The organism is Oxalobacteraceae bacterium OTU3CAMAD1 (assembly GCA_024123915.1).
Taxonomy (GTDB): domain Bacteria; phylum Pseudomonadota; class Gammaproteobacteria; order Burkholderiales; family Burkholderiaceae_D; genus Rugamonas.
This window is the reverse complement of record CP099650.1, coordinates 793550-806739: the sequence shown is the minus strand read 5'-3', so window position 1 is coordinate 806739 and position 13190 is coordinate 793550. Positions and strand designations below refer to the sequence as shown.

The 13190-nt window shown below is 59.4% G+C and carries 5 protein-coding genes; 2 read left to right on the top strand and 3 right to left on the bottom strand.

All coding sequences use genetic code 11. The features are described 5' to 3' along the window. Positions 1 to 230: 230 nt before the first annotated feature. Positions 231 to 2036, top strand: coding sequence for a DUF885 domain-containing protein (locus NHH88_03490; GenBank protein ID USX14869.1), 1806 nt, complete (start codon positions 231 to 233; stop codon positions 2034 to 2036). Between the two features lie 194 nt (positions 2037 to 2230). Further along, on the top strand, positions 2231 to 3649 hold the full coding sequence (locus tag NHH88_03485; protein USX14868.1) for an ATP-binding protein: 1419 nt from the start codon (positions 2231 to 2233) through the stop codon (positions 3647 to 3649). 23 nt (positions 3650 to 3672) lie between these two features. On the opposite strand, the gene NHH88_03480 is transcribed toward NHH88_03485, so the two are convergent. The 3 genes from NHH88_03480 to rpoB all read right to left on the bottom strand — a co-directional run bounded on the left by NHH88_03480 (position 3673) and on the right by rpoB (position 13064). Continuing rightward, the gene (locus NHH88_03480) at positions 3673 to 4278 is read right to left on the bottom strand and encodes an ArsR family transcriptional regulator (GenBank protein USX14867.1); all 606 of its coding nucleotides are present in this window, start codon (positions 4276 to 4278) and stop codon (positions 3673 to 3675) included. Positions 4279 to 4605: 327 nt separating this feature from the next. Further along, positions 4606 to 8838: a DNA-directed RNA polymerase subunit beta' gene (rpoC, locus tag NHH88_03475; protein USX14866.1), complete on the bottom strand. Its 4233-nt coding sequence runs from the start codon at positions 8836 to 8838 to the stop codon at positions 4606 to 4608. 119 nt (positions 8839 to 8957) lie between these two features. Further along, positions 8958 to 13064, bottom strand: coding sequence for a DNA-directed RNA polymerase subunit beta (gene rpoB / locus NHH88_03470; GenBank protein ID USX14865.1), 4107 nt, complete (start codon positions 13062 to 13064; stop codon positions 8958 to 8960). Positions 13065 to 13190: the final 126 nt, after the last annotated feature.

The following is a 13190-nucleotide window of genomic DNA, read 5'->3' as shown; positions in this document are numbered from 1 at the left end:
TCACTGTCAGCGTTATCTAAATCACGTAGGGCGGATTAGCGAAGCGTAATCGGCCATGCATGTGCCGCCGATTGCGCATGCATGGCCGATTACGGCGTTCCGCCTAATCCGCCCTACGTGTTTCAGACGAATCCCTCCTGATCTGGCTTGATACAATTTGTTTCGTGGCCGGTCGACGCTATGCCTTATGCTAGTCGCCGCCAGAGTTATCATTGACCAGGAAACAAAACATGAAGCATGCATCCCGTCTTGCCAGCGTCGCGGCCGCGCTCGCGCTGGTGTTCGTTCCAATCAGCAACAGCATCGCGGCCCCGGAGACCGCCGTGCCACGGGTCAGCGCCACGCCGGCGCACCAGGCGCTGCTGGCCATCGCCGACCAATACTACGACGCCGTCGCCCGCTACGAGCCGATCGGCGCCACCGAGAACGGCGACAACCGCTACGACGACCAGCTCGGCCTGAGCATCTCGCCGGGCAAGCGCGCGCTGCAGTTCAAAATGTACCGCGACTTCAGCAAGCGCCTCAAGACCATCAAGCGCGCCCACCTGAACGCCGAAGACCGCCTCAACCTCGACATCCTCGCCTACGAACTGCGCGGCCTGCTGGCCATGGAGCGCTTTCCCGAGCATTTGTTGCCGGTCACGCAAATGGACAGCGTACCGGTGGTGCTGGCCAACTACGCAGCCGGCGAGGCGTCGCAGCCGATCGCCACCGTCAAGGAATATGACGCCTACCTGAGCCGCATCTCGCAGATGCCGGCCTGGATCGACCAAGCCATCGCCAACATGCGCGAAGGCATGAAAAAAGGCATCACCCAGCCGAAGGCCATCATGGTCTCGGCGCTGCCGCAGTTCAAGAAGCTGGTCAGCGACACGCCGGAAGCCAGCATTTTCTACACGCCGATCAAGAAACTGCCGGCCGGCTTCAGCGACGCCGACAAGCAGCGCCTGACGGCCGCCTACAGCAAGACCGTCGGCGACGACATCATGCCGGCGCTGGCCCGCCTGGCGACCTTCCTGGAAAAAGATTACCTGCCGGCCTGCCGCAACTCGACCGGCCTGGGCGCGCTGCCGGACGGCGCCGCCTGGTATCAGGCGCGCGTGGCCAACGCCACCACCACCACGCTCAAGCCCGACGCGATCCACGCCATCGGTCTGCGCGAAGTGGCGCGCATCCAGCAGCAGTTCGCAGAGCTCGGCCCCAAGCTCGGCTACAACGGCCCGGCCAAGGGCTTGCCGGTGTGGGTCGCCGCGCAGGACAAGTTCCGCCCGTTCAAGACGGAGCAGGAAGTGCAAGCCGTGTTCCATAAGCTGAACGACGTGCTCGACACCAAGCTGCCGCAGATGTTCACCTTGATGCCCAAGGCCAAACTGGACCTGCGCCTGGAGCCTGAACTGAGCCGCGCCACCGCGTCCGACCACTACACGGCGCCGGCCGGCGACGGTTCGCGTCCGGGCGTGTTCTGGTCGGTGGTCAACGATCCGACCAAGTACGGCAGCACCGGCATGACCACCCTGTTCCTGCACGAGGGTAAGCCGGGCCATCACTTCCACATCGCGCTGATGCAGGAACTGAACCTGCCGGACTTCCGCAAATACGGCGGCAACAACGCCTTCACCGAAGGCTGGGCGCTGTATTCCGAAACCCTGGGCAAGGAAATGGGTTTGTTCGACGATCCGGCGCAATACTTCGGCCACCTGAACGACGAGCTGCTGCGCGCCACCCGCCTGGTGGTCGACACCGGCATGCACGCGCAGGGCTGGACCCGCGAGCAAAGCATCCAGTACATGCGCGACACCCTGGGCTACGACGATTACGCCAAGACAGAAACCGAGCGCTACATGGCGTGGCCGGGCCAGGCGCTGGGCTACAAGATCGGCTCGCTCAAGATCGTCGAGCTGCGCCATCGCGCGGAAGAGGCGCTGGGCGAGCGCTTCAGCCTGCCTAAATTCCATGAAGTGGTCCTCAGCGACGGTACCGTGCCGCTGGCCTTGCTGGAGGAAAAGGTCGACCGCTGGATCGCGTCCCAGCGATAACCGGAAGGGCCGCCACGATGACAACATCGCGGCGGCCCAACTTGCCGTGTTTTCACCGCATTTGTTACGCGCCATGCCAGCGTGGACACAATCTTGCACTCCTTTGATCTATCGCAAGAACCCGCCTGAAATACAAGCGCCCTCTTCCGGCTCGCGCAATACTGCGACTATCATCAAGCCTGCTGAATGCGCTCATGCACTCTCTCCTGCCCGCCATAGTCTCGCTCCTCTTCCTGAGCTACGGGGCCTATGTTCTGCATTCGCGCGGGGTGAGCCGGGTCAGCCTCACGTTATTTCTGCTCTGCACCACCACCTTTTGCTGGCAATTTTCTTGGGCGATCCTGTTCCAGATCCGCGACCGGGATGAAGCGCTGGCGGCGGCCAAACTCGGCTATCTGCTGATCCTGTTCATGCCGACCACCCTGTACCATTTCGTCGCCGAACTCACCGCCCAGCGCAGCGAGCGCCGCTGGGTCGAACTGTCCTATCTGTTCGGCGCGCTGCTGGGCGTGATCCTGCTGAGCAGCGACTGGCTTATCGCCGGCCTCTACACTTACTTTTTCGGCTTTTATCCCAAGGCCGGCCCGCTGCACGTGCTGCACCTGCTGCACACAATGCTCGTGGTCGGCCGCAGCCTGTGGCTGCTGTACCGCCGCCAGCAGCTGGCCGTCTCGACCGAGAAAACCAGGTTGCGCTATTGCCTGGTCAGCATGCTGATTTACTTTTTCGCGTCGGTCGATTATCTGTGCAACTACGGCGTGCAGTTTTATCCGCCGGGAATGCTGTTCGTCGCCGCCAGCCTGGGCCTGATCGCCCAGGCGATGGTCCGGCACAACCTGCTGGCCGACCCGATGGAGGTTGCCGCCTCGATCGCCCACGAGATGCGCACGCCGCTGGCGACCATCCGCAGCCAGTCGCGGGTGCTGGCCAAGTCGTTGCCGGAGCTGCTGGCCGGCTACCATCTGGCGGTCGAACACAAGCTGATCGAGCCAACCTTGCAACCCGCGCAACTGAACTACCTCGGCAAGCTGACCCAGCACATCGACGCCGAGATCAGCCGCTCGAATTTCGTGGTCGACATGATGCTGGCCTCGGCGCGGGCCGGAATGCTCAGCCGTAGTGATTTTGCCAACCATTCGATCAAGAAATGCGTCGAGGAGGCGCTGGCGTGCTACCCGTTCGAAAGCTCCATGCGGGACAAGGTGGTGGTCAAGGGCGCGCACGATTTCACGTTCTTCGGCTCGGACGTGCTGCTGGTGTACGTGTTATACAACCTGTTCAAGAACGCGCTGTATGCGATCAAATCGGCGGGGCAGGGAGAATTGGAGATCGCTTTCTTTATCGACGGCGCCGATAAAAAGCTGTTGGTGACCGATACCGGAACCGGAATACCGGCCGATGTGTTGCCCCATGTTTTTGAACCGTTTTACAGCACGCGGCATAATGGCGGCGGCACCGGAATGGGATTGGCGTTTTGCGAACAAGTGATTACCGCGTTTGGCGGAAAGATTCACTGCGAATCCCAGGCCGGGCGATACACGCGGTTTTCTTTATCGTTCCCGCAAAGACAGGTTTCCGCCGCGTGGACAGATGAACAGGCGGTGAGATATTAGATGGGAATATTAACCCGCCAAGATTAAACTGCAGCTTCCTCGTTGATGACCTTTTCCAGATCGGATTCCTCGCCCAGCACATAGATTTTCTGCTCGCGCAATACCTGCAGAATAAATGGCTGCTGCTCGCGCAGGCGACGCTTAAAATCGGGGATCGAATACAGGTTGGGATTGATTTTCCGGCGCAATAAACGTTCGGCGACCGGGAGCCTGGATAATAACTCTCCGTAGCTGGTGTTATCCCCGATCAGCAACAACTCCACGGGCGTATCCATGCCCTCGTGTTCCTTTGCCGTCGCGCCATAAACAAAGGCCACGTTCAATACATGCTGCAGCGGTGCCAGTGCCGAATTCAACACACTGACCAGGCCGAAGGTTTTCTTGACCAGGCTGCTTAATTCCCCGAACACGATGCAATCCTTATTGGGTTTGAAACGGCGCACATTGCCGATGCGCTCGGATGTGATGACGCCGGACTCGTGCAGGCGTTTGAGCTCGCGCTGGGCCGAGGCGCTGCCCAGTCCGGTCAGGCGCATGATCTCGTTCAAGTGGAAACCTTGATTGACACGTACAAACAGCAAGCCCAGCAGTTTCTGCTGGGCGGGGGTGAAGAGGGCTTGAGCAATCATGAGCCAGATATTAGCATGAACGAACTAATTACTGGCGCAAACTCCGGGGTCAGGTCCGCCATTGCTACATGGACTATAGCGTAGGACCCTCGGCGCGTGCGCGCGGTTGGTGGTGTGGGCGGCGCTTGGCGGATTACGGCGTGCCGCCTAATCCGCCCTACGTGGATCTGTGGTGTTGCTGTCGTCCCAGTGCATGGCTGATACGGTAAAGCCGCAGCCTTTACTTTTATTCTCTTTGGTATCTAATGTTATTAAATCCGACTATTAAACTGCGGGCATAAAAAAACGGCACCCGAAGGTGCCGTTCTATATTGCGCTTTATTTCTATTACGCTTCGCCGTCGTGCGGGGCAACCGTTTCGGTCGCTTCCACATCGCCGCCGGACATCGAGGCTTTTTCTGCCAGCAGCAGAGCTTGACGCTCTTCCACTTCCCACTGCTCTTTCTCTTTGCGAGCGCGGTGGAATGCCAAGCCCGTCCCGCCTGGAATCAGACGACCAACGATGACGTTTTCTTTCAGACCGCGCAGACCATCGCGCTTGCCCATAATTGCGGCTTCCGTCAGAACGCGGGTGGTTTCCTGGAACGATGCGGCCGAGATGAACGAATCGGTCGACAGCGATGCCTTGGTAATACCCAGCAGAACGTTTTCGTAGGTTGCGGGGATCTTATTCTCCACATTCATACGGTCGTTTTCATCCAGCAGTTCCGAACGCTCGACCTGCTCGCCAACGATATAGTTGGTGTCGCCGGCATTAACGATCTGAACGCGACGCAGCATCTGACGCACAATGACTTCAATGTGCTTGTCGTTAATCTTAACGCCCTGCAGACGATAAACGTCCTGCACTTCGTCAACGATGTAACGCGCCAGCGCTTCGATACCCAGCAGACGCAGAATGTCTTGTGGATCGGCTGGGCCGTCGACAATCATCTCGCCCTTGTTCACCACCTGGCCGTCGTGGACCAGCACTTGTTTGTCCTTGGTGATCAAGAACTCGTGCTTGTTGCCGTCCATGTCCGTGATTTCCAGACGCTGCTTACCTTTGGTTTCCTTACCGAATGCAACCGTACCGGTCACTTCGGCCAGCATACCCGCGTCCTTCGGCGAACGTGCTTCGAACAGCTCGGCAACGCGCGGCAGACCACCGGTAATATCGCGGGTCTTCTGCGATTCGGTCGGGATACGTGCCAGCACTTCGCCGACCGATACCGCCTGGCCGTCTTTGACCATGATCAGCGCGCCGACCTGGAAGCCGATCGCCACCGAGTGTTCGGTGCCGGCGATCTTGACTTCTTCGTTCGAGTCGTTCAGCAGTTTGACCTGCGGACGCAGCGTTTTGGTCAACGAACCGCGACGTTTCGCATCGATCACAACCAGGGTCGACAGACCGGTCACTTCGTCCACCTGACGGGCAACGGTCACGCCTTCTTCGACGTTCTCGAAACGCACCACACCGGCGTACTCGGTGATGATCGGACGGGTCAGCGGATCCCAGGTCGCCAGGGCCGTGCCGGCCTTGATGACCAGACCGTCCTTGACGATCAGGGTCGCGCCGTACGGCACCTTGTGACGCTCACGCTCACGGCCGTGGTCGTCGGTGATCAGCACTTCGCCCGAACGGGAAATGACGATTTGCGCGCCCTTGCCGTTGGTGACGTAACGCATGGTCGAGGTGAAACGGATGGTACCGTTCGACTTCGCTTCGACCGACGAGGCCACCGCCGCACGCGACGCCGCACCACCGATGTGGAACGTACGCATGGTCAGCTGGGTACCTGGTTCACCGATCGACTGCGCGGCGACCACACCGACGGCTTCGCCGGCGTTGACCAGCATGCCACGGCCCAGATCGCGGCCGTAGCACTTGGCGCACAGGCCGAAGCGCGTGTCGCAAGTCAGCGGGGTGCGGACCTTGACTTCATCGATCGACAGACGCTCGATCTCTTCAACCATGTCCTCGTCCATCAGCGAGCCGGCTTCGTACAGCGTTTCCTGGGTTTCAGGATTGACGACGTCGTTGACGGCGACACGGCCGAGGATACGGTCGCGCAGCGCTTCGATAACCTCACCACCCTCGACCATCGCCTTCATCAGGGTGCCGTTGGTCGTGCCGCAATCATCTTCGATGACGACCAGATCCTGGGTCACGTCGACCAGACGACGGGTCAGGTAACCCGAGTTCGCGGTTTTCAGCGCCGTATCGGCCAGACCTTTACGAGCGCCGTGGGTCGAAATGAAGTACTGCAAAACGTTCAGACCTTCGCGGAAGTTCGCGGTAATCGGCGTTTCGATAATCGAACCATCCGGTTTCGCCATCAGACCACGCATACCGGCCAGCTGGCGAATCTGCGCCGCCGAACCGCGGGCGCCCGAGTCGGCCATCATGTAAATCGCGTTGAACGATTCCTGGGTCGACTTGGTGCCGTCACGCTTGATGACGTCTTCCACTTTCAGCTGGTCCATCATGGCCTTGCCGACTTCGTCCGAGGTCTTGCCCCAGATGTCGACAACCTTGTTGTAACGCTCGCCGGCGGTGACCAGACCCGAAGCGTACTGCTGCTCGATCTGTTTGACTTCGGATTCCGCGGCCGAAATCAGCGTCACTTTTTGTGGCGGTACCAGCATGTCGTCCACGCAGATCGAAATACCGGCACGGGTCGCCAGGCGGAAGCCCGACTGCATCAGTTGGTCAGCAAACACGACCGTCGCGCGCAGGCCGCACTTACGGAACGAGGTGTTGATCAGCTTGGAAATTTCTTTCTTTTTCAGCGCGCGGTTCAGCACCGAGAAAGGCAGGCCTTTCGGCAGGATTTCCGACAGGATGGCGCGGCCGATCGTGGTCTCGTAGCGAGTCACGGTGCGGACGAATTCGCCGGTCACTGGATCCTTTGGATGCTCAACGATACGCACGGTGATGCGGGTCGTCAGTTCCACTTCCTTGTTGTCGTAGGCACGGATGACTTCCGACACGTCCTGGAACAGCATGCCTTCGTTTTTCGCGTTGATCGCTTCGCGGGTCGCGTAGTACAGACCCAGCACGATATCCTGCGAAGGAACGATCGACGGTTCGCCGTTCGACGGGAACAGGATGTTGTTCGACGCCAGCATCAAGGTACGCGCTTCCATCTGCGCTTCGATCGACAGCGGAACGTGCACAGCCATCTGGTCACCGTCGAAGTCGGCGTTGAATGCCGCGCAGACGAGTGGGTGCAGTTGGATGGCCTTGCCTTCAATCAGGACCGGCTCGAAAGCCTGGATGCCCAGACGGTGCAGCGTAGGCGCACGGTTCAGCATGATCGGGTGTTCGCGGATCACGTCTTCCAGGATGTCCCAGACGACCGGCTCTTGAATCTCGACCAGCTTTTTAGCGGCCTTGATCGTGGTAGCCAAGCCCATCAGTTCCAGCTTGTTGAAGATGAACGGCTTGAACAGTTCCAGCGCCATCAGCTTCGGCAGACCGCACTGGTGCAGTTTCAGCTGTGGACCCACCACGATGACCGAACGGCCCGAGTAGTCGACGCGCTTACCCAGCAAGTTCTGACGGAAACGACCGCCCTTACCTTTGATCATCTCGGCCAGCGATTTCAGCGGACGCTTGTTGGCGCCGGTCATCGCTTTGCCGCGACGGCCGTTGTCCAGCAGCGAATCGACCGCTTCTTGCAGCATGCGCTTTTCGTTGCGCGTGATGATCTCTGGAGCACGCAGCTCCATCAAACGCTTCAGACGGTTGTTACGGTTGATCACGCGGCGATACAGATCGTTCAGATCCGAGGTCGCGAAACGGCCGCCGTCCAGCGGGACCAGCGGACGCAGTTCCGGCGGCAGCACCGGCAGCACTTCCATGATCATCCACTCAGGCTTGATGCCCGAACGCTGGAACGCTTCCAGCACTTTCAGACGCTTGGCGTATTTCTTGATCTTCGCTTCGGACTTCGATTCCTTCAGTTCCACGCGCAGGGTCTCGGCATCGCGGTGGATGTCGATCGAGCGCAGCAGTTCACGGATACCTTCGGCGCCCATGAAGGCGGTGAAGTCGTCGCCGTACTCTTCGTACTTGGCGGCGTAGTCGTCTTCCGACATGATCTGGCACTTCTTCAGCGGGGTCATGCCTGGATCGGTGACCACGTATGCTTCGAAGTACAGCACGCGTTCGATGTCCCGCAGGGTCATGTCCAGGACCATGCCCAGACGCGACGGCAGCGATTTCAGGAACCAGATGTGGGCGGTCGGCGAGGCCAGCTCGATGTGGCCCATGCGCTCGCGGCGCACTTTGGCCAGCGTGACTTCAACGCCGCACTTTTCGCAGATGACGCCGCGGTGCTTGAGGCGCTTGTATTTGCCGCACAGGCATTCGTAGTCCTTGATAGGACCAAAGATCTTGGCGCAGAACAGGCCGTCGCGCTCAGGCTTGAAGGTACGATAGTTGATGGTTTCCGGCTTTTTAACTTCGCCGTAGGACCACGAACGGATTTTTTCAGGCGAAGCGAGACCGATCTTGATCGCGTCAAAGGTCTCGTTCGTCTGTACTTGCTTGAATAGATCGAGCAGTGCTTTCATGTATCACTCCAGAGGTGATTAAACTTCTAATTCCTGAGACTACATCGCCCGGACTGGTTACCCAGCCGGGCTTTGTGTTTCTCAAACCAAACGACAGTCTTATGTAACCGAGCTGTCTTTTAGTTTCGTTCGAGGTCGATATCGATACCCAGCGAACGGATTTCCTTGACCAGCACGTTGAACGATTCAGGCATACCGGCGTCGATCACGTGGTCGCCTTTGACCAGGTTTTCGTACACTTTGGTACGGCCGTTGACGTCATCGGACTTCACGGTCAACATCTCTTGCAGCACGTACGATGCGCCGTACGCTTCCAGTGCCCACACCTCCATCTCACCGAAGCGCTGGCCGCCGAACTGGGCTTTACCGCCCAGTGGCTGCTGCGTTACCAGCGAGTACGGACCGGTCGAACGCGCGTGCATCTTGTCGTCGACCAAGTGGTGCAGTTTCAGCATGTGCATCACGCCAACGGTAACCTTGCGCTCGAACGCTTCGCCGGTGCGGCCGTCGTACATCGTGACCTGGTTCTTCGACGGGGTCATGCCCAGTTTCTGAGCGATCTCGTCCGGGTACGCCAGGTCCAGCATGCGGCGGATTTCCGACTCGTGCGCGCCGTCGAACACCGGGGTAGCGAACGGAACACCCTTTTTCAGGTTGTTCGCCAGCTTCATGATCTCTTCGTCGTCGAACTGGTCCAGATCTTCCGGACGGCCGTTCTCGTTGTAGACGGTGGTCAGGAACTTGCGCATCTCTTCGACTTTGATCTGCTGTTGCAGCATCTCGCCGATACGGATACCCAGGCCTTTTGCCGCCCAACCAAGGTGGGTCTCGAGAATCTGACCCACGTTCATACGCGAAGGAACACCCAGCGGGTTCAGCACCACGTCCGCCGGCGTACCGTCGGCCATGTATGGCATGTCTTCGACCGGCACGATACGGGAAACCACACCCTTGTTACCGTGGCGACCCGCCATCTTGTCGCCCGACTGCAGGCGGCGCTTAACGGCCAGATACACTTTGACCATCTTCTGCACGCCAGGTTGCAGCTCATCGCCTTGCGTCAGCTTCTTGCGCTTCTCTTCGAAGGCCAGATCGAACTGGTGACGCTTCTCGTTGATCGATTCCTTGATCGCTTCGAGGGCGGTGGCGGCGGCGTCGTCCGCTGGACGGATGTCGAACCAGTGGTACTTGTCCAGATCGTCCAGGTATTCCTTGGTGATCTTGGCGCCTTTGGCCAGCTTCTTCGGACCGCCGTTGACGACCTGGTTGATCAGCATTTTTTCCAGACGCTGGAAGGCATCGCCCTCCACGATACGCATCTGGTCGTTCAGGTCCAGGCGGAAACGCTTCAGTTCATCGTCGATGATCTGTTGCGCGCGCTTGTCGCGAACGATGCCTTCGCGGGTGAACACTTGCACGTCGATGACGGTGCCGATCATGCCCGAAGGCACGCGCAGCGAGGTGTCTTTGACGTCCGAAGCCTTCTCGCCGAAGATCGCGCGCAGCAGCTTTTCTTCCGGGGTCAGCTGGGTTTCGCCTTTAGGCGTCACTTTACCGACCAGCGTATCGCCGGCTTGCACTTCGGCGCCGATGTAGACGATACCGGACTCATCCAGACGAGCCAGCTGGTTCTCAGCCAGGTTCGAGATGTCGCGGGTGATTTCTTCCGCGCCCAGCTTGGTATCGCGAGCAACGACGCTCAGCTCTTCGATGTGGATCGAGGTGTAACGGTCGTCTTTGACGACGTTTTCCGAGATCAGGATCGAATCCTCGAAGTTCAGACCATTCCATGGCATGAAGGCCACGGTCATGTTCTGGCCCAGCGCCAATTCACCCAGGTCGGTCGATGCGCCGTCGGCGATCACGTCGCGCTTGGCAACGCGGTCGCCAACCTTGACGATAGGACGCTGGTTGATGTTGGTGTTCTGGTTCGAACGGGTGTACTTGATCAGGTTGTAGATGTCGACACCGACTTCGCCGGCGGTTGCTTCGTCATCGTTCACGCGAATCACGACACGGCCCGCATCGATGTAGTCGACGATACCGCCGCGCAGAGCTTGCACGGTGGTGCCCGAGTCAACTGCCACGGTGCGTTCGATACCGGTACCGACCAGTGCTTTTTCAGGGCGCAGGCAAGGAACTGCCTGGCGCTGCATGTTGGCACCCATCAATGCGCGGTTCGCATCATCGTGTTCCAGGAACGGAATCAGCGACGCGGCGACGGACACGATCTGGCCAGGCGCCACGTCCATGTACTGGATGCGCTCTGGCGATACCAGAATGGTTTCGCCGGCTTCACGGGCCGAGACCAGCTCATCGCTGAGCGTACCTTCGGCACTGATGGTCGCATTCGCCTGGGCGATGATGTAGCGGCCTTCTTCGATCGCCGACAGGTAATCGATCTGGTCGGTGATCTTGGAACCTTCGACCTTGCGGTACGGGGTTTCCAGGAAGCCGTATTCGTTCAGGCGGGCGTACAGCGCCAGCGAGTTGATCAGGCCGATGTTCGGGCCTTCAGGCGTTTCGATCGGGCACACGCGGCCGTAGTGGGTCGGGTGCACGTCGCGCACCTCGAAGCCTGCACGTTCGCGGGTCAGACCGCCAGGTCCCAGGGCGGAAACGCGGCGTTTGTGCGTGATTTCCGACAGCGGGTTGGTCTGGTCCATAAACTGCGACAGCTGCGACGAACCGAAGAATTCACGGATCGCGGCCGAGATCGGCTTGCTGTTGATCAGGTCGTGCGGCATCAGGTTGTCCGCTTCGGCTTGGCCGAGGCGTTCCTTGACGGCGCGCTCGACGCGCACCAGGCCGGCGCGGAACTGGTTTTCGGCCAGTTCGCCGACGCAACGTACGCGGCGGTTACCCAGGTGATCGATATCGTCGACTTCGCCGCGGCCATTGCGCAGTTCCACCAGGATCTTGATCACGGCCAGCACGTCTTCGTTCGACAACGTCATGGCGCCGGTCAGTTCGTCACGGCCGATGCGGCGGTTGAACTTCATGCGGCCGACGGCGGACAGGTCGTAGCGGTCGGCGCTGTAGAACAGGCCGTTGAACAGCGCTTCGACGGAGTCTTCCGTTGGCGGTTCGCCAGGACGCATCATGCGGTAGATCGCGACGCGCGCGGCCATCTGGTCGGCGGTGTCGTCGATGCGCAGGGTTTGCGAAATGTACGCGCCCTGGTCCAGATCGTTGGTGTACAACGTTTGGATTTCGCTGATGTTGGCTTCGCGCAGGCGGCCGAGGACGTCTTCGGTCAGCTCATCGTTGGCGGACGCGACAACTTCGCCGGTCTCCGGATCAACGATGTTCTTGGCCAGCACGCGGCCCAGCAGGTAGTCTTCCGGCACGGAAATATGCTTGATGCCGTTCGATTCGATGTCGCGCACGTGCTTGGCGTTGATGCGCTTGTCCTTCAGCACCAGGGTCTTGCCTTCCTTGTTGACGATGTCGAAGCGGGCGACTTCGCCACGCAGACGCTCGGCAACGAATTCCATCTCCGCGCCTTCCGAGCGCAGGTTGAAATTGTCGAAGACGAAGAAGTTCGCCAGGATTTGCTCGTGCGACATGCCGATGGCTTTGAGCAGGATCGTGACCGGCATTTTGCGGCGGCGGTCGACGCGGAAGAACAGGATGTCTTTCGGGTCGAACTCGAAGTCCAGCCACGAACCGCGGTAAGGAATGATACGCGCGGAGAACAGCAGTTTGCCCGACGAGTGGGTCTTGCCGCGGTCGTGTTCGAAGAACACGCCAGGGGAGCGATGCAGCTGCGAAACGATGACGCGCTCGGTACCGTTGATGACGAACGAACCGGTGGTCGTCATCAAAGGCAGTTCGCCCATGTAGACTTCCTGTTCCTTCATCTCTTTGACGACCGGCTTGGTCGGCGATTCCTTGTCCAGGATCACCAGACGCACCTTGGCGCGCAGCGGCGACGCGAACGTCAGGCCACGCAGTTGGCATTCCTTGACGTCGAAGGCGGGATCGCCCAGGACGTACGACAGGAATTCGAGACGCGCAAAGCCATTGTGCGAAACGATAGGGAATATCGAGGTAAAGGCCGACTGCAGGCCGTCGTTCTTGCGGGTCGACGGTGCGACGTCTTCCTGCAGGAAACTATGGTAGGACTCGAGCTGGGTAGCCAGCAGGAACGGAACGTGGTGAACGTTGGCGCGCTTCGCGAATGATTTGCGAATGCGTTTCTTCTCAGTAAATGAGTAGTGCATGGACACTCCGTGAGTGACAGAAAGGATAAAAAATTCAGGTTTTGCCAGTGCGCGAACCGGTCAACTGCAACCGCTCCACAGCCACTTCAGCAACAATCTCGGCTGCATGTCACACAGACGAAACCT

Coding starts and splice junctions, on each gene's coding strand:
- NHH88_03490 (USX14869.1), top strand. CDS start 231: ATGAAGCATGCATCCCGTCTTGCCAGCGTCGCGGCCGCGCTCGCGCTG.
- NHH88_03485 (USX14868.1), top strand. CDS start 2,231: ATGCACTCTCTCCTGCCCGCCATAGTCTCGCTCCTCTTCCTGAGCTAC.
- NHH88_03480 (USX14867.1), bottom strand. CDS start 4,278: ATGATTGCTCAAGCCCTCTTCACCCCCGCCCAGCAGAAACTGCTGGGC.
- rpoC (USX14866.1), bottom strand. CDS start 8,838: ATGAAAGCACTGCTCGATCTATTCAAGCAAGTACAGACGAACGAGACC.
- rpoB (USX14865.1), bottom strand. CDS start 13,064: ATGCACTACTCATTTACTGAGAAGAAACGCATTCGCAAATCATTCGCG.